Origin of the sequence: Lichenibacterium minor (assembly GCF_004137685.1) — a bacterium.
Lineage (GTDB): Bacteria > Pseudomonadota > Alphaproteobacteria > Rhizobiales > Beijerinckiaceae > Lichenihabitans > Lichenihabitans minor.
Genome location: NZ_QYBB01000001.1, coordinates 56356 through 80162 on the forward strand (window position 1 = coordinate 56356; position 23807 = coordinate 80162).

The following is a 23807-nucleotide window of genomic DNA, read 5'->3' on the forward strand; positions in this document are numbered from 1 at the left end:
CCCTCGACGGCGACGGACCAGGGAGGGGCGGGATGCAGCGCGGCGGCACGACGAAGCCCCTCTACACCGCCGACGAGCGCCGACGCCGCGATGCGACGCGCTGGACCCTGGTGCAGGGCGTGCTGGCGCCGCTGCAGTTCGCCGTCCTCCTCGTCAGCCTCGCCCTCGTCGGCCGCTACCTCGCCACCGGCGAAGGGCTGTGGGCCGCGACGGCTTCCGTGCTGGCCAAGACCGCGGCGCTCTACGCCATCATGGTCACGGGCTCGATCTGGGAGAAGGCCGTGTTCGGCCGCTACCTGTTCGCCCCGGCCTTCTACTGGGAAGACATGGTCAGCATGCTGGTGCTGGCCCTGCACACCGCGTCCGTGGCCATGCTGGTGCTGCACTGGGGCAGCCCCGCGGCCCGGTTCGCCGTGGCCCTCGCGGGCTACGCCGCCTACGCGGTCAACGCCGCGCAGTTCGTGCTGAAGCTGCGGACCGCGCGGCTGCAGGCCCGGCCGCCGGAGCCGCCTGCCCCGCTCCTGCGCGCCGCGGAAGCCGCCCGATGAACGCGCTCGCCCCCCTGGCGGCGGCCGGCTGCACGGACGCGCCGGTGCTGCGCGAGCGCGGCCAGCGCGAAGTGTTCTGCGGCCTCACCGGCATCGTGTGGCTGCATCGCAAGATCCAGGACGCCTTCTTCCTCGTCGTCGGCTCGCGCACCTGCGCCCACCTCATGCAGTCGGCCGCCGGGGTGATGATCTTCGCCGAGCCGCGCTTCGCCACCGCGATCCTGGAAGAGCGCGACCTCGCCGGCCTCGCCGACGCCAACGAGGAGCTCGACCGCGTCGTCGCGCGCCTGCTGGACCGCCGGCCCGATATCAAGCTGCTGTTCCTCGTGGGCTCCTGCCCGTCCGAGGTCATCAAGCTCGACCTGTCCCGCGCGGCGCTGCGCCTCAACCGCGCCTTCGGCCCCGACCTGCGCGTGCTGAACTATTCCGGCTCGGGCATCGAGACGACCTTCACCGAGGGCGAGGACGCCTGCCTGGCTTCGCTCGTGCCGGAGATGCTCGCGCCCGTCCCCGGCGCGCCCCGGCGCCTCCTCGTCGTCGGCACGCTGGCCGACGTGGTCGAGGACCAGTTCCGCCGCCTCTTCGCCGCGATGGGCATCGCGGAGGTCGACTTCCTGCCGCCACGCCGCTCGGGCGAGCTGCCGGCCGTCGGGCCCGGCACGGCGATGCTGCTGGCCCAGCCGTTCCTGGCCGAAACGGCGCGACGGCTGGAGGAACGCGGCGCCACCCGGCTCGCCGCCCCCATGCCGCTCGGCGCCGAAGGCACGCTGCTGTGGCTGTCCGCCGCGGCCGAGCATTTCGGGATCCCCCGACACGTCGTCGAGGCCGTCACGGCCGCCCCGCGGGAGCGGGCCGCGACCGCGCTGGCCCCGTACCGCGAGCAGCTCGGCGGCCGGTCGATCTTCTTCTTCCCCGACAGCCAGCTCGAAGTCCCGCTCGCCCGCACCCTGGCACGCGAACTCGGCATGCGGCCGGTCGAGGTCGGCACGCCGTTCCTCCACCGCCAGCACCTCGCGGCCGACCTGGCGCTGCTGCCCGCCGGCACGATGCTGAGCGAAGGCCAGGACGTCGACAGGCAGCTCGACCGGTGCCGGGACGCCGCGCCCGACCTCGTGGTCTGCGGGCTCGGCCTCGCCAACCCGCTCGAAGCCGAGGGCTTCGCCACCAAGTGGTCGATCGAGCTCCTGTTCACCCCCATCCAGGGTTTCGAACAGGCCGGCGACCTCGCCGCCCTCTTCGCCCGGCCGCTCCTGCGGCGCCAAGCCTTGAAGGTGTGAGCGCCATGCAGTTGTCCGTCTGGACCTACGAGGGCCCCCCGCACGTCGGCGCCATGCGGGTCGCCACCGCGATGTCGGGCGTGCATTTCGTGCTGCACGCCCCCCAGGGCGACACCTACGCCGACCTGCTCTTCACCATGATCGAGCGCCGCGACGCCCGGCCGCCCGTGACCTACACGACGTTCCAGGCGCGCGACCTCGGCGGCGACACGGCCGGGCTGTTCCAAACGACGCTCGCCGACGCCTACGCGCGCTTCGCCCCCCAGGCGATGCTGGTCGGCTCGTCCTGCACGGCCGAGCTGATCCAGGACGACCCCAGCGGCCTCGCCCGCGCGCTCGCCCTGCCGGTGCCCGTCATCCCGCTGGAGCTGCACTCCTACCAGCGCAAGGAGAACTGGGGCGCGGCGGAAACCTTCTACGCGCTCGTCCGCACGCTCGCCGGCAAGGGCGCCGGCAAGGGCGCCGCGGCAGCGCCGGACGGCCCCCGCGGGGATAGCCGCCCCCGCTGCAACATCCTCGGGCCGACGGCGCTCGGCTTCCGGCACCGCGACGACGTCGTGGAGGTGACCCGGCTCGTCGAAAGCCTCGGCGTCGCCGTCAACGTCGTGGCGCCGCTCGGCGCCTCGCCGGCCGACCTCGCGCGCCTCGGCGACGCCGACTTCAACGTCGTGCTCTACCCCGAGATCGCCGGCACGGCGGCGCGCTGGCTGCAGAAGACCTTCGGCCAGCCGATCGTCGACACGGTGCCGATCGGCGTGGGCGCGACGCGGCGCTTCGTCGCCGAGGTGGCGGCGCTGGCCGGCCTCGACCCCGCGCCGGCGCTCGACGCGGCATCGTCGCGGCTGCCGTGGTTCTCGCGGTCGGTGGATTCCAACTACCTCACCGGCAAGCGCGTGTTCGTGTTCGGCGACGCCACGCACGCGGTCGCGGCGGCCCGCGTGGCGCGCGACGAGTTCGGCTTCGAGGTGGTCGGCCTCGGGTCCTATTCCCGCGAACAGGCCCGCGAGGTCCGCGCCGCCGCGGCCGAGTTCGGCCTCACGGCGCTGATCTCCGACGATTCCCTCGAGGTGGAGGCCGCCATCGTGGCGGCGGCGCCCGAACTGCTGCTCGGCACCCAGATGGAGCGCCACGTCGCCAAGCGGCTGCGCATCGCCTGCGCGGTGATCTCGGCGCCCGTCCACGTGCAGGACTTCCCGGCCCGCTACTCACCGCAGATGGGGTTCGAGGGCGCCAACGTGCTCTGGGACTCCTGGGTGCACCCGCTGATGATGGGGCTGGAAGAACACCTCCTCGGCATGTTCCGCGACGACGGCGAGTTCCACGACGGCGCGCCGGCGTCGCATCTGGGCGCGGCTCACGCGGGCGGGTCCGCCCGCCTCCCCGGCGGGGACGCGGGGTCGGCGCAGCGGACGGGCGAGGGGAAGGCCCCGAACGGTCCCGACCTCCCCCCGCATCCGTCGCCGCCGCGCGCCGACCTTTCCCTGCATCCGGGGGAAACGGGGGACGCTCCGCCCATCTGGACGCCCGACGCCGAGCGCGAGCTGAGGAAGGTCCCGTTTTTCGTGCGGGGCAAGGCGCGCCGCAACACCGAAGCCTTCGCCGAACTCGGCGGCCTCGCCGAGATCACGCTGGAGACGCTGTATGACGCCAAAGCGCATTTCGGGGGCCGTTGAGATGGTCCCCGTCCGCGTCGTCGTCCTCACGCTCAACGGCCACGTCGCCCAGGCGGTCGCGGCCGCCGAGCGGCAGCTCCGCCCCGAGATCCCCGGCCTGTCCATGGCGTTCCACGCCGCCACCGACTGGGACCGCGACCCCGCCTCGCTCGAGCGCTGCGTCGCCGACATCGGCGCCGGCGACATCGTGCTCGTCAACATGATGTTCCTCGAGCCGCACATCCGGGCGGTGATGCCGGCCCTGGTGGCGCGGCGCCCGCACTGCGACGCCATGCTGTGCTTCATGTCGGCCGGCGAGATCGTGCGGCTCACCCGCGTCGGCAAGTTCTCCATGGACGGGTCGAACAGCTCCGGCATGCTGTCCTTCCTGAAGCGGTTGCGCGGCAAGTCCGGCAAGGGCGGCGCGCCCGGCAGCCCCGATGCCGGCGCGAAGCAGATGGCGATGCTGCGCCGCCTGCCGAAGATCCTGAAGTTCGTCCCCGGCACCGCCCAGGACGTGCGGGCCTATTTCCTCGCCATGCAGTTCTGGCTCGCCGGCTCGGACGAGAACTTCGCCGGCATGGTGCGGCTGCTGGTCGGCCGCTACGCGTCGGGCCCGCGCGCCCACCTCGTCGGCCGCCTCGCCCCGGCGGCGCCGGTCGACTATCCGGACGTCGGCCTGTACCACCCGAAGCTGCCGGCCCGCATCGCCACGGACCTCCTGGCCCTCCCCGCACGCGGCCGTGCGGGGGCGGGGACGGTCGGCCTCCTCGTCATGCGCTCCTACGTGCTGTCCGGCGACACCGGCCATTACGACGGCGTCATCGCCGCCATGGAGGCGCGCGGCCTGACGGTCGTGCCCGCCTTCGCCAGCGGGCTGGACAGCCGCGCCGCGATCCGCACCTTCTTCATGGCCGAAGGCCGCGCCACCGTGGACGCGCTCGTGTGCCTCACCGGCTTCTCGCTGGTCGGCGGGCCCGCCTACAACGACGCCGCCGCCGCCGAAGCCATGCTGGCAGAGCTCGACGTGCCCTGCATCCAGGCCCAGGCGGTGGAGTTCCAGACCGTCGAGGACTGGCGCGCCTCCGATACCGGCCTGTCGCCGGTCGAGGCCACCATGATGGTGGCGATCCCCGAGATCGACGGCTCGACGGCGCCGATCGTGTTCGGCGGGCGGGGGCGGGCGTCCGCCCCCGGCGTTTCGGCCCCGATGCGCGCCGACGCCGAGCGCTGCTCCGCCCTGGCGCGCCGCGTGGCGAAGCAGGTGGCGCTGCGCCGCTCGGCCCTCGCCGAGCGCCGCGTCGCGATCGTGCTGTTCAACTTCCCGCCCAACGCCGGCGCGGCCGGCACGGCCGCCTTCCTGTCGGTGTTCCGCTCGCTGCTGAACGTGCTGCGGGCCATGAAGGCCGAGGGCTACGCGGTCGACGTGCCGGACAGCGTGGACGCGCTGCGCGCCCGCGTGCTGGAGGGCAACGCCGCCCGCCACGGCATGCCGGCCAACGTGGCGGCATTCGTCCCCGCCGAGGACCACGTCGCCCGCGAGCCCCACCTCGCCGAGATCGAGGCGCAATGGGGGCCGGCACCGGGCCGCGCCCAGGCCGACGGCCGCCACCTGTTCGTGCTCGGCGCCGCGTTCGGCAACGTTTTCGTCGGGCTGCAGCCCGCCTTCGGCTACGAGGGCGACCCGATGCGGCTGCTGTTCGAGCGCGGCTTCGCCCCGACCCACGCCTTCTCGGCCTTCTACCGCTACATCCGCGACGATTTCGCCGCCCACGCGGTGCTGCATTTCGGCACCCACGGCGCGCTGGAGTTCATGCCCGGCAAGCAGGTCGGCTTGTCGGACGCCTGCTGGCCCGAGCGGCTGATCGGCGATCTGCCCAACCTGTACCTTTACGCCGCCAACAACCCGTCCGAGGGCGCCATCGCCAAGCGGCGCTCGGCCGCCACGCTGGTGAGCTACCTCACCCCGCCCGTGACGCAGGCCGGCCTGTACCGCGGCCTCGTCGACGTGAAGGGCCTCGTCGAGCGCTGGCGCGGCCTGCCGGGCGATGCGTCCGGCGAGCGTGCCGAGCTGGCGCCCGCCATCCAGGCCGCCGCGGCCGCGCTCGACCTCGCCCCGGAGGAGCCGGCCTGGACCGACGCCTCGCTCGGCGAGGTGGAAACCCTGCGCCGCGCCGTGGAGGAACTCGAACAGACGCTGATCCCCCACGGCCTCCACGCCGTGGGCGAGCCCCCGACGGCGGCCGAGCGGGCCGACCTCCTCGCCACCATGGCCGAGATGGCGGGCGGCGACGCCCCGAGCCGCGACGCCATCGAGGCCATCACGGTCGCCCGGGTGCCCCCGGCCCCCGACGCGCCGGCGGAGCTGCGCGAGCTCGCCCGCATCGACGCGCTGCTGCGGGTGGACCACGAGCTGCCAGCGCTGATGCGCGCGCTCGACGGTCGGTTCGTCCGTCCGGCGCCGGGCGGCGACCTCGTCCGCAACCCGGCCGTCCTGCCCACGGGCCGCAACCTCCACGGCTTCGACCCGTTCCGCATCCCGTCCGCCTTCGCGGTCGACCAGGGCCGGCGCCAAGCCGAGCAGGTGCTGGCGCGCTACCTCGCCGAAAGCCACCGCGTGCCCGAAACGGTGGCGCTGGTGCTGTGGGGCACCGACAATCTGAAAAGCGAGGGCGGCCCCATCGCCCAAGCGCTGGCGCTGCTGGGCGCGGTGCCCCGCTTCGACAGCTTCGGCCGCCTGTGCGGCGCGGCCCTGGTCCCGCTCGCCGAGATGGCGCGCCCGCGCATCGACGTGCTGATGACGCTGTCCGGCATCTTCCGCGACCTGCTGCCCCTGCAAACGACGCTGCTCGCCGAGGCGGCCTGGCTCGCCGCCACGGCGGACGAGCCCACGGAAGCGAACTTCGTCCGCAAGCACGCGCTGCGCTACCAGCGCGAAGCGGGCTGCGACATGGAGACGGCGGCGCTGCGCGTCTTCTCCAACGCCGACGGCACCTACGGATCCAACGTCAACCACTTGGTCGACGCGGGCGCGTGGCAGGGCGAGGGCGAGCTCGGGCAAGCCTTCGCGGCGCGCAAAAGCTTCGCCTACGACCGCCGCGGCCGGTCGGCGCAGCAGTCCAAGCTCATGCAGGCCGCGCTCGCCGACGTCGACCTCGCCTACCAGAACCTCGAATCGGTGGAACTCGGCGTCACCACCATCGACCACTATTTCGACTCGCTCGGCGGCGTGTCGCGCGCCGCCGCGTCCGCCCGGGGCGGCGCGCCGGTGCCCGTCTACATCGCCGACGCCACGCGCGGGGCCGCCAAGGTGCGCTCGCTCGGCGAGCAGGTGGCGCTGGAAACGCGCAGCCGCTCGCTGAACCCGAAATGGTACGAGGCCATGCTGGAGCACGGCTCCGAAGGCGTCCGCCAGATCGAGAGCCAGGTCACCAACACCATGGGCTGGTCGGCCACCACCGGGCAGGTCGACCCCTGGGTGTACCGCCGCCTCGCCGAAACCTTCGTGCTCGACGGCGCCATGCGCGAACGCCTGGCCAGCCTCAACCCGGTGGCCTCCGCCCGCGTCGCCAACCGGCTGATCGAGGCGCAGGAACGCCGCTACTGGACCCCGACCGACGCCGAGCTCGACGCGCTTCGGGCCGCCGGGGACGAACTCGAGGACCGGCTCGAGGGCATCGTCCCCGGCCGCGCCGTCAACATGGGAGTCGCCGCATGACCGCTCACGACAGGGCGGCGCTCGCCAGCGCCGCGGCGTCGCGGCTCGACATCACGGCCCGCGCCGGCGTGACGTCCCCCGCGGTCCGCCGCCCGCCCCCGCCCCGCTCGCCGGGGCGCCCGGACGGGGACGGCAGCGTCCAGGTGCGGATGGACGCGAAGATCGAGGGCGCCAAGGTGTTCGCCGTCTACGGCAAGGGCGGCATCGGCAAGTCCACGACCTCGTCGAACCTGTCGGTGGCCTTCTCCAAGCTCGGCAAGCGCGTGCTGCAGATCGGCTGCGACCCGAAGCACGATTCCACCTTCACCCTGACGAAGAGCCTGATCCCCACCGTCATCGACGTGCTGGAATCGGTGGAGTTCCACGCCGAGGAGCTGCGCCCCGAGGACTTCGTGGTCGAGGGCTACAACGGCGTCATGTGCGTCGAAGCCGGCGGGCCGCCGGCCGGCACGGGCTGCGGCGGCTACGTGGTGGGCCAGACCGTGAAGCTGCTGAAGGAGCACCACCTGCTCGAAGACACCGACGTGGTGATCTTCGACGTGCTGGGCGACGTGGTGTGCGGCGGCTTCGCGGCCCCGCTCCAGCACGCCGAGCGCGCCGTGGTGGTCACCGCCAACGACTTCGACTCCATCTTCGCGATGAACCGCATCGTGGCGGCCATCGCGGCCAAGTCGAAGAACTACGACGTGCGGCTCGCGGGCGTCATCGCCAACCGCTCGGCCGGCACCGACGAGATCGACCGGTTCAACGCCGCCACGGGCCTGACCCGCCTTGCCCATTTCCCCGACCTCGACGCCATCCGCCGCTCGCGGCTGAAGAAGTCGACGCTGTTCGAGATGCCCGCCACCCCCGAGCTCGACGCCGTGAAGGAGGAATACCTCCGCCTCGCCGCGACGCTGTGGGCCGGCACCGTGCCGTGCGAGGGCCGCGCCATGCGCGACCGCGACATCTTCGACTTCCTGGGGTTCGACTGATGAGCGCCATGACGGCCGAGAACGACGCCTACGAGACCCGCCGGTCGCAGATCGAGACCTATTTCGACCGCACCGCGGCCGAAACCTGGCGGCGCCTCACCTCCGACGCGCCGGTGTCGGGCATCCGCGCCACCGTGCGTGCCGGGCGCGACCGCATGCGCACGACCCTGCTGTCCCGCCTGCCGGCCGACCTCGCCGGCCGCCGCCTGTTCGACGCCGGCTGCGGCACGGGGGCGCTCGCCATCGAGGCGGCGCGGCGCGGCGCCGACGTCGTGGCGGTCGACATCTCGCCGACGCTGGTGGGCTTCGCCCGCGAGCGGGTGCCGGCGGGCCTGCGTGGCTCCGTGCGCTTCGAGGCCGGCGACATGCTGGGCGGCGGCCACGGCCGCTTCGACCACGTCGTCGCCATGGACTCGCTGATCCACTACGACCTCGCCGACATCGTCCGCATGGCGGAGCGGCTGGCTGCCGCCTGCGACGGCACGCTGCTCTTCACCTTCGCGCCGCGCACGAAGCTTCTCGCGGCCATGCACGCGGTCGGCCGGCTGTTCCCGCGCGGCGAGCGCTCGCCGTCGCTCGTGCCCGTCGGCGAGGCCGCGCTGCGCCGCCGCCTCGCCGCGGCCCCCGGCCTGTCGGGCTGGGAAGCGGGGTGGAGCGAGCGGGTCGCCAGCGGCTTCTACACCAGCCAGGCCATCGAAGCGGTGCGCCGATGAAGCTCCGCGCCCCCACGCCCTTCGCGCTGCTGCGATCCGTCGCCCGCACGGTGCCGTTCGGCGACGCCGGCACGGCCGAGCTGCCGCTCGGCCGCCTGCTGCGGCTGTCGCTGTTCCAGGTGTCGGTCGGCATGGCGCTGGTGCTGCTCAACGGCACGCTGAACCGCGTCATGGTGATCGAGCTCGGCCTGCCGGTGTCCTTCGTGGCCTTTCTGATCGCGCTGCCGCTGATCGTGGCGCCGTTCCGCGCCCTGATCGGGCAGAAGTCGGACCACCACCGCTCGATCATCGGCTGGCGCCGCGTGCCCTACGTGTGGATGGGGACGCTGCTGCAGTTCGGCGGCTTCGCCCTGATGCCCTTCGGCCTGCTGGTGCTGAGCGACCACGACTCCCGCACCACGGCGGTCGGGCACGTCGGCCTGTCGCTGGCTTTCATCCTGGTGGGCGCCGGCCTCCACACCGTGCAGACCGCCGGCCTCGCGCTCGCCACCGACCTCGCCCCGCCGGCGTCGCGCCCCCGGGTCGTCGCCATGCTGTATTCCATGCTGCTCGTCGGCATGGTGGTCAGCGCGCTGCTGTTCGGCTGGCTCCTGCGCGACTTCGACGCCACGCGCCTCATCCGCTGCATCCACGCCGCCGCGCTCGCCACCTTCCTGCTCAACACGATCGGGGTTTGGAACCAGGAGCGCCGCACGGCGCACAAGCCCGGCTCGCCCGAGCCCGTGCCCACGCTCGGCCAGTCGTGGCGGGCGCTCGACCGGACGCGCCGCCCGGTGCGGCTGCTCGGCGCCCTGGCGCTCGGCACCGCCGCCTTCGGCATGCAGGACGTGCTGCTGGAGCCCTACGGCGGGGCGGTCTTCGGCCTGTCGGTGTCCGGCACCACGCTGCTGACCGCGCTCCTGGCCGCAGGCACGCTCCTCGCGTTCGCCCTGGCGGCGCGCATGCTCGGCCGCGGCGCCGACGCCCACCTCATCGGGGCGCTCGGCCTCGCGGCCGGCATCCCCGCCGTGGTGGCGATGATCTTCGCCGGCGCCCTCCATTCCTTGTGGCTGTTCGGGACCGGCACGGCCGCCATCGGCTTCGGCGGCGGCCTTTTCGCGGTGGGCACGCTGACGGCCGCCATGGCGCTCGGGGGCTCTTCGCGCAACGGACTGGCGCTCGGCCTGTGGGGCGCCGTGCAGGCGACGGCCGCGGGCGTCGCCATCGCGGCCGGCGGCGGCCTGCGCGACCTCGTCGAATCGCCCGGCGTCGCCGCGCTGTTCGGCCCGGCCCTCGCCGACGCGTCCGCGGGCTACGGGGTGGTGTACCACGTCGAGCTCGCCCTGCTGTTCGCCGGCTTGGCCGTGCTCGGCCCGATGGTGCGCCTGCCCGGCGCCGACGCCGCCCAGGGACGCCTCGCCGCAGCGCGCCGGGCGCGGGCCGCCGCTGCCCTCGTCCAGACCCGAAACTGAACCGCGGAGCCCCCCATGCCGCACGTCAACTTCACGCAGCAGATCGACATCCCCGAAGTGCTGTTCATCCTCTTCCTGCTGTTCTTCCTCGGGCTGGTGTACCATCTGCGCATGGAGGACAAGCGCGAAGGCTACCCGCTCGAGTCCGACCGCACGGACCGCACCGGCGGCCGCGTGCAGGTGGTGGGGTTCCCCCCCATGCCGAAGCCCAAGGTGTTCCTGCGCAAGTTCGGCGAACCCATCCTGGCGCCCGGCCCCCGCGAGGAGCGCGACCTCACCGGCATCTTGGTCCCGCTGCACGACTTTCCCGGGTCCCCCTACGTGCCGACCGGCGACCCGCTGGTCGACGGCGTGGGCCCTGCGTCCTACGCCTTGAAGGAAGAGGTGCCGGACCTGACCTGGCACGGCGAGCCCAACATCAGGCCGCTGCGCAAGATGCCCGAGCACGCGCTCGAGGGCACCGAGACGAGCCCGATCGGCATGGACGTGGTGACGCGCGACGGCGTGAAGGTGGGCACGATCGCCGACCTGTGGATCAACGTGTCCGAGCTGTTCGGGCGCTACTTCGAGGTGCAGGTCATGCCGCAGTTCGGCAACGACCGCGTGATCCTCCCGGTCGCCTTCGCGGACATCCGCCCGCGCGACAAGATGGCGGTGGTGGGCATGCTGACGGCGACGCAGTTCGCCAAGGTGCCGCGCCTCGCCGTGCCGGACATCATCAACCTGCGCGAGGAAGACCGCATCAACGCCTACTACGCGGGCGGCCACCTTTACAGCAAGCCGATGGAGAGGGAGGACAAGGCATGAGCGAGTTCAGCGACATCCCGCGCGAGATCGGCGCCGCCGACCTCCCCGCCGGCGAAACCGTGCTGTGGCGCGGCAAGCCGGACTGGCGCCACCTGGCGCTCGAAGCCTTCGGGGCGCCCTGGGTGCTGTTCTACTTCGTCGGCATCGGCGTGTGGCACCTCGCCACGACCCTGCATGACGGCGGCACCCGCGCCCAGGCGCTGGCCGACTTCTCCGTCGTGCTCATGCCGATGGCGCTCGCCCTGTCGCTGGTGTGCCTGCTGGCCTGGCTGTCCGCCCGCGCCACGGTGTTCACCGTGACCGACCGCCGGCTCGTCATGTGCTACGGGGTGGCGCTGCCGGCGCTGATCAACCTGCCGCTCGACACCATCGAGGCCATGCGGGTGCGCCGCGGCTTCGCGGGCCGGGGCGACCTCGCCTTCACACTGCCGCGGAAAGGCCGCTTGGCCTTTCACCAGCTTTGGCCCTACGCTCGGCCTTGGCACCTGTTCCCCGCTTCGCCGATGATGCGGGCCGTGCCCAGGATCGAGGAGGTCAAGGTGATCGTGGCCGGAGCCCTCAGGGTCGCCGCCGAGCGCGAAGCGCTCCGCCTCGGCCGCACGATCGACGCCCCGGCGGTGCAGCCGGCGCCCGTGGCCCAGCCGGGCGGCTACGGCCCGCACGGCGCGGCGCAGCCCGCCGGCGCGGCGGCCTGAGCCGATGAGCGTCGACGCCCTCAAGGCCCTCGCGGCCAGCCCCTATCCGGACCCGAACCACCCGCTGCCCAAGCCGATCGTGGCCGGCGGCGCGGCCCTGATGGTGGCGACCGTGGCGTTCTGCGCCTTCGGCCACGCCACCGGCATCGGCCGCACGGTCGAGCCCGCCCCCGTGGCGGTGGTGAGCCGCGACCTCGTCTTCACCGAAAACGACGACAAGACCCTCACGGTGCGGGACGCGGACCGGGGCGGGCAGGTCGTGAAGGACTTCGACCCCGAGGACGCCGGCTTCATCCGCGCCCTGGTGCGCGGCATGCTGCGCAACCGCACCCGCTACGGCGAGCCGGCCGTGGGCGCCTTCCGGGTGTCGCTGGCCCGCGACGGCGGCGTGTGGCTGCAGGACCTCGGCACGCACCAGAACGTCGACCTGCGCGCCTTCGGCCCCACCCAGGTGCAGGCCTTCGCGCAGTTCGTGAGGCCGGAGGAGGTGGCGCGATGAGGTGGAGATCGCCCTTCGGCGGCAGAAGCGTCGAGGTCACCTGCACGCTGGAGGTGGAGAACACCTTCGAAGCGCTTCACGCCCACGTCCGCCTCGACGGCGGCGTGGTGATCGAGCCCGGCGACGAGGTGCTGGTCCACGGCGATCCCGTGCAGGTGCCGTTCGGCGAAACCCGCATCCTGCGCCGCCGTGCCACCATCCGGCGCGCCGGCGCGGTGGAGCGGCTGTGGACGCGGTTGACCGGCGACTTCGAATTCATGGAACTGTGCGAGTTCAGCTTCTCAGGGGAACAGCTCCGATGAGCGCCATCGTTTCCGAACGCGCGCCGCTCCGCGACGGGGTCCCGGCCGCCGCGGCGGCTCCCGTCGCCGACACCGACCAGCTCGCCCGCGAGGACACGCTCCTCGCGCCGCGCTTCTACACCACGGATTTCGTGAAGCTCGACCGCACCGACGTGTCGAGCGTGCGGGGCGAATGGGACGCGCTGATCGCCGAGCTGAAGTCCGACCCCAACCGCCACCACTTCAAGCGCACGGAGGAGTGGGACAGGATCGACCTCGCGGCGCTGCCCGAAGGGCTGCGCAAGGAATTCGTCGACTTCCTCGTCAGCTCGCTCACGGCCGAGTTCTCGGGCTGCATCCTCTACAAGGAGATGAAGCGGCGCGGCAAGAACGCCGACATCAAGGAACTGTTCACCTACATGAGCCGCGACGAGGCCCGCCACGCGGGCTTCATCAACGACGCGCTGAAGGAGTTCGGCATCGGCGTCAACCTCGGCTTCCTCACCAAGGCGAAGAAATACACGTTCTTCCAGCCGAAGTTCATCTTCTATGCGACCTACCTCAGCGAGAAGATCGGCTACGCCCGCTACATCACCATCTTCCGCCTCCTCGAGCGGCACCCGGAGCGGCGCTTCCACCCGATCTTCAAGTGGTTCGAGAAGTGGTGCAACGACGAGTTCCGCCACGGCGAAGCCTTCGCGATCCTGATGCGCAGCGACCCGAAGCTGTTGTCCGGCGTCAACAAGCTGTGGATCCGCTTCTTCCTGCTCGCCGTCTACGCCACGATGTACGTGCGCGACCACCAGCGCCCGGCCTTCCACGAGGCGCTCGGCATCGACCCGACCGACTACGACCACCGCGTCTTCGACATCACCTCCGAGATCACCAGGCAGGTGTTCCCGCTGGTGCTCGACACCCACGACGCGCGCTTTCGCGCCGGCCTGGAGCGCATCCGCCTGTCGTCCGTGCGGATCGCCGAAGCCCGCCGCCGGGGCGGTGCGATCGGGACGCTGAAGCGCTACGCCGGCATCGCCGCCAACGCTTGGACGTTCCTGCGCCTCTACACGCTGCCGGCCAAGCCCAACGCCCGTCCCGCGTCGAGCCACCTGAAACCGGTGTGGTGAGCGCCGGCCCGACGAGGTCTGGGGCGGGCTGCGCGGCGAAGCCTCGCGGGCGCTGATACCGGCTCGCGGGCGCCGTTCCGGGGCCGGCCCCGGACCCCGTCGGGACGGCCGCGGCGGATCCCGGCCGGCCGCGCCCCGTCGAAGCGACGGGATCCCCGATCTCCGCTCCGCCCGGGACGCCGCCGTGGAGGGCTCAGCGCCACCGTCGGCGCTCCTCCGCGCGCCGCCGCAGCGCCAGCGACGGGTCGGCGTCGAAGGCGAGCGCCGAAGCGTCCCGTAGGTCGCCCGGCGTCAGCCCGATGTCGCGCAACTCGTGGGCGTCGAGCCCGGCCAACTGGTGCATGAGCGCCCGCGCCCGGTAGACCCGCACCGGCCATCCCGCCGCCGACCGCAGCGCGGCCCACACGGCCACCGTGGCGTCGCTCCGCGTCGTCCCGAGGCTCCTGGCTGAATCCGTCATGGTGTTTCCCTTCCGATGCCGGCCAGAATGAGGGTCGAGCGCTGGTGCAAACAGGGACACTCAGGTACACTTCGGCGAAACTGTCCGGCCCGAAGACCAGCACAGATGCACGATCTCGTTTCCCAGCCGATCGCCTCCGGCACCCGCGTCGGCGCCGTCATGGCGGACATCCGGGGGCGGATCGCGTCGCGCCGCCTCGCCCCCGGCGCCCGCCTGCCCTCCGTCCGGGAGTTCGCCCAGGCGCTGGGCGTGTCGAAGTCGACCGTGGTGGACGCCTACGAGCGGCTGGTCGCCGAGGGCGCCATCGCGTCCCGCCGCGGCTCGGGTTTCTACGTGGAGGGCACCACGCGCCCGTTGTCGCTGCAGAGCCTGCGCCCCGACCTCGACCGCGCCATCGACCCGCTGTGGATGACGCGCCAGAACCTGTCCTGCGGGCCGGACGTGCTGAAACCCGGCTGGGGCCTGCTGCCGGACAGCTATATGCCCGATGAGGCGGTGCAGCGGGCGCTGCGCGACATCGCGCGCGACCCGGACCCGGCCGGCCGCCTGCGCTACGCCAGCCCGCTCGGCCTGGCGCCGCTCCGCGAGCAGATCGCCCTGCACCTGGGCGCCCGCGGCGTCGCGGCCGAGCCGGACCGGGTGATGCTGGCCGATTCGGTCAGCCACGGGCTCGACCTCGTGCTGCGCTACCTCATCGAACCCGGCGAAACCGTGCTGGTCGACGACCCCTGCTACTTCAACTTTCTCGCCCTGCTGCTCAGCCACCGCGCCCGCGTGGTGTCGGTGCCGTTCGGCGCCGACGGCGTCGACGTCGAGGCGCTGGCACGCGTGATCGCCGCCGAGCGGCCCCGCATCTACCTGACCACGGCCGGGCCGCAGAACCCCACGGGCGCCACCCTGTCGGCCGCCACGGCCCATCGCGTGCTGACCCTCGCCGAGCGCCACGACATGATCGTCGTCGAGGACGACTGCTTCGCCGATTTCGAGCCGGAGCCTTCCCCGCGCCTCGCCGCCGCGGACGGCCTCCGCCGCGTGGTGCTGGTCGGCGGCTTCTCGAAGACGGTGTCGGGCGCGATGCGCAACGGCTTCGTCGTGGCGCGGCCGGACTGGATCGAAGGGCTGATCGACCTCAAGCTGTCGACCTGCCACAGCGGCAGCAACCTGTCGGCGCAGGTGGCCCACCGCGTGCTGTCGAGCGGCACCTACAAGCGCCACGTCGAAGCGCTGCGCGGCAAGCTCGCGCGGGACCGCGCGCTGACGCTGGCCCGGCTTCGCGCCTGCGGGCTCGCCCCGATGCTGGAGCCGCGGTCGGGTCCCTACCTGTGGGCGGAGCTTCCCGGCGGCCTCGACGCCGCCGCGGTGGCGCGCTTCGCGCTGGAGGAGGACGTGCTGCTCGCCCCGGGCGACGTGTTCAGCGCGTCCCGCTCGTCGACGGGGTTCCTGCGCTTCAACGCCGCCGCCTGCGCCGAGCCGCGCATCTTCGAGGTGCTGGCGCGCGCGATCGAGCGCGCCGGCTGACCGTCAGGCCGCGGCGGGCGGCGTCCCCCGCCCCGCCAGAAACGCGACCTGTTCGGCGATGAGCCCGCCGTCGAGCGCCTTGGCGACGAGGGCCCGCGTTTCGGGGATGCCGTAGAGCACCGCGAAGGAGCCGAAGCGCGGCCCCCGCTCCTCGCCGAGCAGCACCTGGTAGAGCGTGTTGAACCACTCGTTCGACACGCCCGGCCGCTCCGGCGTGGCGGTCTTGGCCTTGAAGTCCTGATAGCGGGGGATCGGCCGCGCCACGTCGTAGAGCGCCGCCTGCACGTCCTCGGCAGACGCGCCCTCGGGCAGCGCCGCCAGCGCGGCATCGAGCGCCAGCAGGGCGCCGCGCTCGACGTCGTCGGGCGCGCGGTAGCGCTTTGCGGGACGCACGAAGTCGCGGAAGAAGCGCACCGCGTAGCCGACCAGCCCGTCGAGCCGCGGATGCGTGTCGGGCGACACGCCCGGGGCATAGCGGCGGAGAAAGCCCCACAACACCGCCGGATCCTCGCTGTTGGCCACGGCGGCGAGGTTCAGCAGCATGACGAAGGACACCGTGGTGCCGCTGCCGCCCTCGGGCGAGAGCCGCTCCGGCTCCGGCGGCGCGCCGGCATGGATGTGCCAGGCCGGGTTGCCGAGCCGTTCCTTGTCGCCCTGCCGCCCGAAAGCGTCGAGGAACCCGAGATACTCGTCCACCGCCCGCGGGATGACGTCGAAGAACAACCGCTTCGCCGCCGACGGCTTCTGGAACATGAAGAGCGACAGGCTTTCGGGCGACGCGTAGGTGAGCCAGTCGTCGATCGACAGGCCGTTGCCCTTCGACTTGGAGATCTTCTGGCCGTTCTCGTCGAGGAAGAGCTCGTAGTTGAATCCCTCGGGCGGCTCGGAGCCGAGCGCGCGCACGATCTGCCCGGACAGCTTCACCGAGTCGATCAGGTCCTTGCCGGCCATCTCGTAGTCGACGCCGAGCGCGTGCCAGCGCATCGCCCAATCGGGCTTCCACTGCAGCTTGCACCGGCCGCCCGTCACCGGCGTCTCGAACAGGGTGCCGGAGACGGGATCGCGCCAGGAGATCGTGCCGGCCGCGACGTCGTGCGACACCAGCGGCACCTGCATCACGACGCCGCTTTCGGGGTGGATGGGCAGGAACGGGCAGTAGGTGGCGGCCCGCTCGGCCCCGAGGCTCGGCACCATGATCCTCATCACGGCGTCGAGCCGCTGGAGCATCAGCAGCAGCGCCGCGTCGAAGCGGCCGGCGCGGTACAGTTCGGTCGACGACACGAACTCGTAGTCGAAGCCGAAGCGGTCCAGGAAAGCGCGCAGCCGCGCGTTGTTGGCGTGGCCGAAGCTGATGCCGGGCTCGATCGGGTCGGGCACCTCGGTCAGCGGCCGGCCGAGGTGCTGGCGCAGCATCTCCTGGTTCGGCACGTTGTCGGGCACCTTGCGGAGCCCGTCCATGTCGTCGGAGAAGCACACGAGGCGCGTCGGGATGCGGTCGCCCGTGAGCGCCCGGAAGGCGTGGCGCACCATGGAGGTGCGGGCGACCTCGCCGAAGGTGCCGATGTGGGGCAGGCCCGAGGGGCCGTAGCCCGTCTCGAACAGCACGCTCCCTTGCCCGGTGCGCTCGACGCGCTTCACGAGCTTGCGGGCTTCCTCGAACGGCCAGGCGGTGGCGGAGCCGAGGATGTCGGCCGGCATGGCGAGGGGCGGCATCGTGGTGGTGACCTCGTTGGTTTTCGTCGGAACGCGCCGCGGCGCGATGTCTCTCCCCCGGTCACAAACACGGCCCCCGCGGCTTTGCAATGGCGCCCGCGCCGCCCACACGGCCGCGCCTCGGCCGCCATTTCGCCTGCGGCCCCGAGGGGGACCGCGCCTCCCGGGACGCGTGTGAGTGCAATCGAGGGGCATTCACCCTGTCGACGGTGCCGCACAGCTAGATATTGACCTTTTTTAGCTCACATATCATACGTTGAACATGACCTCAGGTTGACGGATCATCCGATGCACGACATCAAGGGCAGGGACGACAAGGACGTTCTCGACGCGCGGACGTCGGAAAGGTTGAGCGCGCGATTGCGCCAGGCCCGCCAGATGCGGGGGATGACGCTGAAGGTCCTGGCCGATGCCGCGGGCTGTTCGGAAAGCCTGCTGTCCAAGATCGAGAACGGCAAGGCCTATCCGTCGCTGCCCATGCTGAACCGGCTGGTCAAGGCGCTCGACATGAGCATGGGGTGGATGTTCGACGACCGCGACAGCCGGGCACCGATCATCTTCCGCGCGGGCCATCGTCCTCCCGTGCCGTTGCTCGACCGCGCCATCGCGGTGGAGCGGGTGATCCCCGACGCCGAAGGCCATACGCTCCGCTGCAACATCGTCCACGTGGAAGCGGGGGCGTCGAGCCCCGGGGAGCAGCAGCACGCCGGGGAAGAGGCGGGGTTCCTGCTCAACGGGCAGATCGAGCTGCTGATCGATGGGCGCGCGCACCGCTTGAGCGCCGGGGATGCCTTCGCGTTCCGGTCCGACCAGCCCCACAGCTATCGCAACGTGGGGCCGACACGCGCCAGCGTGTTCTGGGTCAACACCCCGGCGCTGACCTGAGGAGCGGATGCCGGGGCGGCGGCCCGCGCCGCTCCGGGCGAAGCCCGCGCCGACCCGGACCGTCGAGCGCGCGAAGCGTGTGACACACGACGCGAGCCTGCCTAGACTGGCGGGGGGCGCCGGCCGGCGCGCCCGAACCGGCGCTCCCCGCGCCCGAACCGAGGTCGCCCGCCATGGCCCGTCGCGCCGTCGTCCTGGCCGCCCTGCTCCTCGCGAGCCCGGCCGCCGCTTCCCCGAGGACGTCCGCCGTGATCGGGATGAGCGTGGAGCCGACGGGCCTCGATCCCACCGTGGCGGCGCCGGTGGCCATCGGCCAGGTCACCTGGCAGAACGTGTACCAGGGCCTCGTGCGGCTCGACCGCCGCGGCGCCGTGCAGCCGCAGCTGGCGACGGGCTGGACCGTGTCGCCGGACGGGCTCGCCTACACGTTCTCGCTGCGGACCGGCGTCAGGTTCCACGACGGCGAGGTCTTCGACGCGGCGTCCGCCAAGTTCACGCTCGACCGCGCGCGGGGCCCCGCCTCCACCAACCCGCAGAAGCAGTTCTTCTCCGTCATCGACGCCGTCGAGGCGCCCGATCCCGCAACGCTGGTGGTGCGGCTGAAGCAGCCGTCGGCCAACCTGCTGTATTGGCTCGGCTGGCCGGCATCGGTGATGCTGGCGCCGAACAGCGCCGACGCCGACCGCACCGACCCCGTCGGCACCGGCCCGTTCAAGGTCGCGCGCTGGGTGAAGGGCGACCGCGTCGAGCTGGTCCGAGATCCCGGCTACTGGGACGCCGCGCATGCCCCGGCGCTGGAAGCCGCGACCTTCCGCTTCGTGGGCGACGCCCAGGCCCAGGCGACGGCGCTCCGCGCGGGCGGCCTCGACGCCGTGCCCGAGCTGTCGGCCCCGGAACTCTTCGCCGACTTCAAGGCCGATCCGCGCTTCGAAGCCGTGGCGGGCGACACGGAGCTCAAGGTCGTGGCGGGCATGAACGGGGCGAAGCCCCCCTTCGACGACGTGCGGGTGCGCCGGGCGCTGATGATGGCCGTGGACCGCCGCGCCCTGGTCGACGCCGTGTCGTCGGGCTTCGGCACGCCCATCGGCAGCCATTACGCGCCGGACGACCCCGGCTTCCTCGACCTCACCGGGGCCCTGCCCTACGATCCCGCCAAGGCCCGGGCGCTGCTCGCCGAGGCCAGCCACCCGGACGGCCTGAGCTTCGCCATCAGGGTGCCGCAGATGGGCTACGCCACCCGCTCGGCGGAGATCCTGCAGGCCATGTTCGCCGATGTCGGCGTGACGATGACGATCCTACCCACGGAGTTTCCCGCGGCCTGGATCGCCGACGTCTTCAAGAAGCACGACTTCGACATGACGATCGTGGCCCATGCCGAACCGCTCGACATCGCCATCTACGCCCGGCCGGACTATTACTTCGGTTTCCGGAACTCGGCCTTCGACGCCGCGGTCGCGGCGGCCGAGCGCGCGCCCGACCCTGCGGCGCGAAACGCCGCCTACGGGACGGCCCAGCGCATCCTCGCCGCGGACGTGCCGGCCCTCTACCTCTACGCCATCCCCAAGCTCGGCGTGTGGACCGCCGGGCTCCGGGGCCTGTGGACCGACGAGCCGATCCCGTCCAACGACCTCACGGAGGTGCGCTGGGACGAGTGACGCGGCCCGCGCCGTGGCGGCGCTGCTCCTCCGGCGCTTCGCCGGCCTGGTCGTGACGCTGCTCCTGACGTCGGCGGCGATCTTCGCCGCGCTCGACGTGCTGCCGGGCGACCCCGCCGCCGTGATGCTCGGCACCGCGGCGCGCCCCGACACGCTGGCGGCGCTGCGCGCCGAGATGGGCCTCGATCGGCCGGCGCCACTGCGCTACGCGGCCTGGCTCGGCGGGGCCGTCACGGGCCACCTCGGCACCTCCACCACCTACGGCGTGCCGGTGGCGGGGCTGGTCGCGGACCGGCTCGCCGTCACGCTCCCGCTCGCCCTGGTGGCGCTGGCGCTGGCGGTCGGCGCCGCCCTGCCGTTGGGCGTCGCCGCCGCGGCCCGGCGCGGCGGCGCGCTCGACGCCGCGGCGGCGGTGTTCGCGCAGGGCACGACCGCCGTGCCGGGCTTCTGGATCGGGCTCCTGCTGGTGCTGCTCTTCGCCGTGCGGCTCGGCTGGATGCCGGCCGGCGGCTTCCCGGGCTGGGCGGGCGGCGCAACGCCTGCGCTCCGGGCCCTCCTGCTACCCGCCATAGCCTTGGCGCTGCCCCAGGCCGGCGTGCTGACGCGGGTGGCGCGCGGCGCCATGCTCGACGCGTTGGGCGAGGACTTCATCCGCACCGCCCGCGCGAAAGGGCTGCGTCCCCGCACCGTCCTGTGGCGGCACGCCCTGCGCAACGCCCTGCCGGCGATCCTCACCGTTCTGGGCCTGCAGCTGTCCTTCCTGGTGGCCGGCGCGGTGCTGGTCGAGACGGTCTTCGCCCTGCCGGGCCTGGGGCGGCTCGCCGTGCAGGCCTTCGCCCAGCGCGACGCGGTCGTGGTGCAGGACGTCGTCCTGCTCCTCGCCGCCTTCGTCATCCTGGTGAACTTCGCCGTCGACCTCGCCGGCCTGGCGCTCGACCCGCGCCAGCGGGACGCCGCGTGAACCGCCGGCTGGCCATCGGCCTCGCCGTCACGGGGGCGCTCGTCGCCGTGGCGCTGCTGTCGCTCGCCTGGACGCCGGAGCCGCCGACGCGCCTCCACATCCCCTTCAAGCTCCGGCCGCCGCTGGCCGGTGGGCTCCCGGCGGGCCTCGGCCTGCTCGGCACGGACAATTTCGGCCGCGACGTGCTGTCGATGACCATGGCGGGCGCCTGGACCTCGCTGCTCGTCGCCCTGCCCTCCGTGGCGCTCGGCGGCGCGGCCGGCACGGCGCTCGGGCTCGCCGCCGCGGCGCGGGGCGGCTGGTTCGACGCGGCCGCCATGCGGGCCTGCGACGTCGTCTTCGCCGTGCCGCCGATCCTGTCCGCCCTGCTGCTCGGCACCCTGCTCGGCCCGGGCCGCGGCACGGCGGTGGCCGCCATCGCGCTGTTCCTCGTGCCGGTCTTCGCCCGGGTGGCGCGGGGCGGGGCCCGGCGCGTGTGGACCGCCGACTACGTCCTGGCGGCGCGCGCCATGGGTCGCGGCGCGTTCGGCATCGCTTGGCGCAACGTGCTGCCCAACATCGCCGGGCTGCTCGTCGTGCAGGCGTCCATCCAGCTGGGCCTCGCCGTCCTGACCGAAGCCGGCCTCGGCTACATCGGGCTCGGCGCGCCGCCCCCGACCCCGAGTTGGGGCCGCATGCTGGCCGACGCGCAGACGTTTCTCGGCCCGGCGCCCTGGCTGGCGATCGTGCCCGGCGCCGCCGTGGCGCTGGCCGTGCTGGGCTTCAACATGCTGGGCGACGGGTTGCGCGACCGCGTCGACCGGCGCGGACCCGCCCCGTGACGGCCCGACGGCACGACGGCGTGGGACCGCCCCCGCCCTGCGACCTCGCCCACAGGAGCCGCCGATGACCGACCCCGCCGACATGGGCGCCGCCGAACTCGCGGCCGGCTTCGCCGCCCGCACCCTGTCGCCCTCCGAGGCCTGGGCGGCGGTGGAACGGCGCGTGGACGCCTGGGAACCGCGGATCGCGGCCCTCTACGCCTACGATCCCGAAGGCGCGCGACGCGACGCGGCGGCGTCGACGGAGCGATGGGCGCGGGGAGCTCCCCTGGGGCCGCTCGACGGCGTGCCCGCCACCGTGAAGGAACTGATCGCCACGCGCGGCGTGCCGGTGCCGCGGGGATGCGCCGCGACTCCGCTGGTGCCGGCGGAGCGCGACGCGCCCCCGGCGGCGCGGCTGCGCGAAGCGGGCGCGGTGATCTTCGCCAAGACCACCTGCCCCGACCACGGCATGCTCACCTCGGGCCTGTCGTCCTTCCACCCGCTGACTCGCAACCCGTGGGACCTCGCGACGAACCCGGGCGGGTCGAGCGCGGGCGCGGGCGCGGCGGCGGCGGCCGGCTACGGGCCGATCCACCTCGGCACCGACATCGGCGGCTCGATCCGCCTGCCCGCGGCGCTGACCGGCACCGTCGGCTTCAAGCCGAGCCACGGCCGCGTGCCCGTCTCCCCCTACTACCTGGGCCGCTGCGCCGGCCCGATGACCCGCAGCGTGGCGGATGCCGCGCTCGCCATGGCGGCCCTGTCGCGGCCGGATCCGCGCGACGACACGGCCCTGCCGCCCTCGGACGTCGCCTGGGGGGCGCTGGACGGCGACCCGCGCGGCCTGCGCATCGGCCTGATGCGCGACGCCGGCTGCGGGCTGCCGGTGGACCCCGAGGTGGCGGCGGCCGTCGCGGCGGCGGCGCGGGTCTTCGCCGATGCCGGCGCCGAGATCGTCGCCGTCGATCCCGTGATGACGCCCGCCCTGCTCGGCGGGCTCGACGACTTCTGGCGCGCCCGCGCCTGGGCGGAGATCGGCGCCATGACGGCGGACGAGCGGGCGTCCGTGCTGCCCTACATCCGGACCTGGGCCGAGGGGGGCTCCGCCGTGTCGGGGGTCGCCGCCGTGAAGGGCTACGACGCCACCAACGAGATGCGGACCCGATGCGGCCGGCTGTTCGAAGGGGTCGACGCCCTGCTGTCGCCGACGATCCCCGTCCTGTCCTACCCGGCCGAGTGGGCATCGCCGCTCGACGACCCGGCCCGGCCCTTCGAACACATCGGCTTCACGGTGCCGTGGAACATGGGCGAACAGCCGGCCGTGTCGCTGCCCTGCGGCCGCGCGTCCTCCGGGCCGCCCATCGGGCTGCAGATCGTCGGCCCCCGCTTCGCCGACCTGGCGGTGCTGCGGCTCGCGGCCTTCTACGAGCGGGCGCGCGGTTTCCATCCGGCCTGGCCGGCCGCCTGATCGCGCGGGCGCCGCCGTTCATCCCAGGTTTGGGTGCACTGCAACATAAACGCCCTGCGGCGCCCGCCCCGGCGCCGCAAAGGCGCGGCAAGTCCCGCGCAGGATCGAGGACGGCCGATGGGGCCGCGCTCCGCCGGGTCGTTCGCCGAGCCTTCGGGCGCGCGGGCCCCGGCGGCACCGTAACCCCGCGGCGCGAGCCTTCCGGAGACCGCCATGAGCCGCAACACCGTCGTCGTCGTCGAGGACGAACCCCTCGTCCGCCTGACCGCCACCAGCCTCTTCGAGGAGGCCGGCATCGTCGTCGTGGAATTCGCCGACGGCGGCGCCGCCATCGACTACGTGCGCGACCACAAGGCCGACGTCGCGGCGATCTTCACCGACGTCTACCTGCCGGGCGACACCGACGGGCTGGAGCTGGCCGCGATCGTCACGGCGGTGTGCCCCGACATCGCCGTGCTGGTCACGTCCGGCAACCACCGCACCAAGCCCACCCATCTCGGGCCGCATGTCCGCTACGTGCCGAAGCCCTGGCACCCCGCCGACGTGCTGCACACCATGCAGGACGCGATGCGCTCCGCCGCTTGACGCGTCGCCTCCGGCGGTCG

At 73.2% G+C, this 23807-nt stretch carries 21 protein-coding genes; 19 read left to right on the plus strand and 2 right to left on the minus strand.

The window, feature by feature from the left end; genetic code table 11:
* Positions 1–32: 32 nt before the first annotated feature.
* The 12 genes from bchF to acsF all read left to right on the plus strand — a co-directional run bounded on the left by bchF (position 33) and on the right by acsF (position 13739).
* A complete protein-coding gene (bchF, locus tag D3273_RS00260) occupies positions 33–548 on the plus strand; it encodes a 2-vinyl bacteriochlorophyllide hydratase (protein ID WP_129222583.1) in 516 nt (171 codons plus the stop codon).
* Complete coding sequence (locus tag D3273_RS00265; protein ID WP_129222584.1) at positions 545–1825, plus strand: ferredoxin:protochlorophyllide reductase (ATP-dependent) subunit N; 1281 nt, start codon at positions 545–547, stop codon at positions 1823–1825. The genes bchF and D3273_RS00265 overlap by 4 nt, the downstream gene beginning before the upstream one ends.
* A 5-nt stretch (positions 1826–1830) precedes the next feature.
* Positions 1831–3498, plus strand: coding sequence for a ferredoxin:protochlorophyllide reductase (ATP-dependent) subunit B (gene bchB, locus D3273_RS00270; protein ID WP_129222585.1), 1668 nt, complete (start codon positions 1831–1833; stop codon positions 3496–3498).
* Entirely contained in the window at positions 3467–7195 is a 3729-nt protein-coding gene (locus D3273_RS00275; protein WP_129222586.1) for a magnesium chelatase subunit H, read from the plus strand. The genes bchB and D3273_RS00275 overlap by 32 nt, the downstream gene beginning before the upstream one ends.
* 149 nt (positions 7196–7344) lie before the next feature.
* Entirely contained in the window at positions 7345–8169 is an 825-nt protein-coding gene (gene bchL, locus D3273_RS00280; RefSeq protein WP_245500938.1) for a ferredoxin:protochlorophyllide reductase (ATP-dependent) iron-sulfur ATP-binding protein, read from the plus strand.
* Positions 8169–8882, plus strand: a complete 714-nt coding sequence (gene bchM / locus D3273_RS00285; protein WP_245500912.1) for a magnesium protoporphyrin IX methyltransferase — start codon at positions 8169–8171, stop codon at positions 8880–8882. Before bchL ends, bchM begins: the two co-directional genes overlap by 1 nt.
* On the plus strand, positions 8879–10333 hold the full coding sequence (locus D3273_RS00290) for a BCD family MFS transporter (protein WP_129222588.1): 1455 nt from the start codon (positions 8879–8881) through the stop codon (positions 10331–10333). The genes bchM and D3273_RS00290 overlap by 4 nt, the downstream gene beginning before the upstream one ends.
* A 15-nt stretch (positions 10334–10348) precedes the next feature.
* Positions 10349–11140 (plus strand): photosynthetic reaction center subunit H, encoded by a 792-nt coding sequence (puhA, locus tag D3273_RS00295; RefSeq protein WP_129222589.1) that lies wholly within the window; start codon positions 10349–10351, stop codon positions 11138–11140.
* On the plus strand, positions 11137–11835 hold the full coding sequence (gene puhB / locus D3273_RS00300; RefSeq protein WP_129222590.1) for a photosynthetic complex putative assembly protein PuhB: 699 nt from the start codon (positions 11137–11139) through the stop codon (positions 11833–11835). Before puhA ends, puhB begins: the two co-directional genes overlap by 4 nt.
* Positions 11836–11839: 4 nt before the next feature.
* Complete coding sequence (puhC, locus tag D3273_RS00305; protein WP_129222591.1) at positions 11840–12334, plus strand: photosynthetic complex assembly protein PuhC; 495 nt, start codon at positions 11840–11842, stop codon at positions 12332–12334.
* On the plus strand, positions 12331–12636 hold the full coding sequence (locus tag D3273_RS00310) for a hypothetical protein (RefSeq protein WP_129222592.1): 306 nt from the start codon (positions 12331–12333) through the stop codon (positions 12634–12636). Before puhC ends, D3273_RS00310 begins: the two co-directional genes overlap by 4 nt.
* On the plus strand, positions 12633–13739 hold the full coding sequence (gene acsF / locus D3273_RS00315) for a magnesium-protoporphyrin IX monomethyl ester (oxidative) cyclase (protein ID WP_129222593.1): 1107 nt from the start codon (positions 12633–12635) through the stop codon (positions 13737–13739). The genes D3273_RS00310 and acsF overlap by 4 nt, the downstream gene beginning before the upstream one ends.
* A 193-nt stretch (positions 13740–13932) precedes the next feature.
* Here the strand turns inward: acsF and D3273_RS00320 are convergent, their stop codons facing one another.
* Positions 13933–14199: a YjiS-like domain-containing protein gene (locus D3273_RS00320; RefSeq protein ID WP_129222594.1), complete on the minus strand. Its 267-nt coding sequence runs from the start codon at positions 14197–14199 to the stop codon at positions 13933–13935.
* A gap of 105 nt (positions 14200–14304) precedes the next feature.
* On the opposite strand from D3273_RS00320, the gene D3273_RS00325 reads away from it, so the two are divergent.
* The gene (locus D3273_RS00325) at positions 14305–15717 is read left to right on the plus strand and encodes an aminotransferase-like domain-containing protein (protein WP_129222595.1); all 1413 of its coding nucleotides are present in this window, start codon (positions 14305–14307) and stop codon (positions 15715–15717) included.
* Positions 15718–15720: 3 nt separating this feature from the next.
* Here D3273_RS00325 and D3273_RS00330 read toward each other — a convergent pair whose 3' ends face one another.
* Positions 15721–17430, minus strand: a complete 1710-nt coding sequence (locus D3273_RS00330) for a lysine--tRNA ligase (RefSeq protein ID WP_129222596.1) — start codon at positions 17428–17430, stop codon at positions 15721–15723.
* A gap of 288 nt (positions 17431–17718) precedes the next feature.
* Here D3273_RS00330 and D3273_RS00335 point away from each other — a divergent pair, with 288 nt between their 5' ends.
* From D3273_RS00335 to D3273_RS00360, 6 genes are all read left to right on the plus strand, one after another.
* Positions 17719–18315 carry a helix-turn-helix domain-containing protein gene (locus D3273_RS00335; RefSeq protein WP_129222597.1) on the plus strand — a complete coding sequence of 199 codons (597 nt, stop codon included), beginning with the start codon at positions 17719–17721 and terminating at the stop codon, positions 18313–18315.
* A 173-nt stretch (positions 18316–18488) separates the two neighbouring features.
* Positions 18489–19970: an ABC transporter substrate-binding protein gene (locus tag D3273_RS00340; RefSeq protein ID WP_129222598.1), complete on the plus strand. Its 1482-nt coding sequence runs from the start codon at positions 18489–18491 to the stop codon at positions 19968–19970.
* 13 nt (positions 19971–19983) lie between these two features.
* Complete coding sequence (locus D3273_RS00345; RefSeq protein WP_129222599.1) at positions 19984–20931, plus strand: ABC transporter permease; 948 nt, start codon at positions 19984–19986, stop codon at positions 20929–20931.
* A complete protein-coding gene (locus D3273_RS00350) occupies positions 20928–21752 on the plus strand; it encodes an ABC transporter permease (RefSeq protein WP_129222600.1) in 825 nt (274 codons plus the stop codon). The genes D3273_RS00345 and D3273_RS00350 overlap by 4 nt, the downstream gene beginning before the upstream one ends.
* A gap of 64 nt (positions 21753–21816) precedes the next feature.
* Entirely contained in the window at positions 21817–23202 is a 1386-nt protein-coding gene (locus D3273_RS00355) for an amidase (RefSeq protein ID WP_129222601.1), read from the plus strand.
* Positions 23203–23415: 213 nt separating this feature from the next.
* The gene (locus D3273_RS00360) at positions 23416–23787 is read left to right on the plus strand and encodes a response regulator (RefSeq protein WP_129222602.1); all 372 of its coding nucleotides are present in this window, start codon (positions 23416–23418) and stop codon (positions 23785–23787) included.
* The last annotated feature ends 20 nt before the right edge of the window (positions 23788–23807 follow it).

Bases quoted from the DNA above. Each gene is read 5' to 3' on its own strand.
- D3273_RS00265 (WP_129222584.1), top strand. From the start codon at position 545: ATGAACGCGCTCGCCCCCCTGGCGGCGGCCGGCTGCACGGACGCGCCG.
- D3273_RS00290 (WP_129222588.1), top strand. From the start codon at position 8,879: ATGAAGCTCCGCGCCCCCACGCCCTTCGCGCTGCTGCGATCCGTCGCC.
- bchB (WP_129222585.1), top strand. From the start codon at position 1,831: ATGCAGTTGTCCGTCTGGACCTACGAGGGCCCCCCGCACGTCGGCGCC.
- puhC (WP_129222591.1), top strand. From the start codon at position 11,840: ATGAGCGTCGACGCCCTCAAGGCCCTCGCGGCCAGCCCCTATCCGGAC.
- bchM (WP_245500912.1), top strand. From the start codon at position 8,169: ATGAGCGCCATGACGGCCGAGAACGACGCCTACGAGACCCGCCGGTCG.
- D3273_RS00330 (WP_129222596.1), bottom strand. From the start codon at position 17,430: ATGCCGCCCCTCGCCATGCCGGCCGACATCCTCGGCTCCGCCACCGCC.
- D3273_RS00335 (WP_129222597.1), top strand. From the start codon at position 17,719: ATGCACGACATCAAGGGCAGGGACGACAAGGACGTTCTCGACGCGCGG.
- D3273_RS00355 (WP_129222601.1), top strand. From the start codon at position 21,817: ATGACCGACCCCGCCGACATGGGCGCCGCCGAACTCGCGGCCGGCTTC.
- D3273_RS00320 (WP_129222594.1), bottom strand. From the start codon at position 14,199: ATGACGGATTCAGCCAGGAGCCTCGGGACGACGCGGAGCGACGCCACG.
- acsF (WP_129222593.1), top strand. From the start codon at position 12,633: ATGAGCGCCATCGTTTCCGAACGCGCGCCGCTCCGCGACGGGGTCCCG.
- puhB (WP_129222590.1), top strand. From the start codon at position 11,137: ATGAGCGAGTTCAGCGACATCCCGCGCGAGATCGGCGCCGCCGACCTC.
- puhA (WP_129222589.1), top strand. From the start codon at position 10,349: ATGCCGCACGTCAACTTCACGCAGCAGATCGACATCCCCGAAGTGCTG.
- D3273_RS00360 (WP_129222602.1), top strand. From the start codon at position 23,416: ATGAGCCGCAACACCGTCGTCGTCGTCGAGGACGAACCCCTCGTCCGC.
- D3273_RS00340 (WP_129222598.1), top strand. From the start codon at position 18,489: ATGGCCCGTCGCGCCGTCGTCCTGGCCGCCCTGCTCCTCGCGAGCCCG.
- bchL (WP_245500938.1), top strand. From the start codon at position 7,345: ATGGACGCGAAGATCGAGGGCGCCAAGGTGTTCGCCGTCTACGGCAAG.
- D3273_RS00275 (WP_129222586.1), top strand. From the start codon at position 3,467: ATGACGCCAAAGCGCATTTCGGGGGCCGTTGAGATGGTCCCCGTCCGC.
- bchF (WP_129222583.1), top strand. From the start codon at position 33: ATGCAGCGCGGCGGCACGACGAAGCCCCTCTACACCGCCGACGAGCGC.
- D3273_RS00325 (WP_129222595.1), top strand. From the start codon at position 14,305: ATGCACGATCTCGTTTCCCAGCCGATCGCCTCCGGCACCCGCGTCGGC.
- D3273_RS00310 (WP_129222592.1), top strand. From the start codon at position 12,331: ATGAGGTGGAGATCGCCCTTCGGCGGCAGAAGCGTCGAGGTCACCTGC.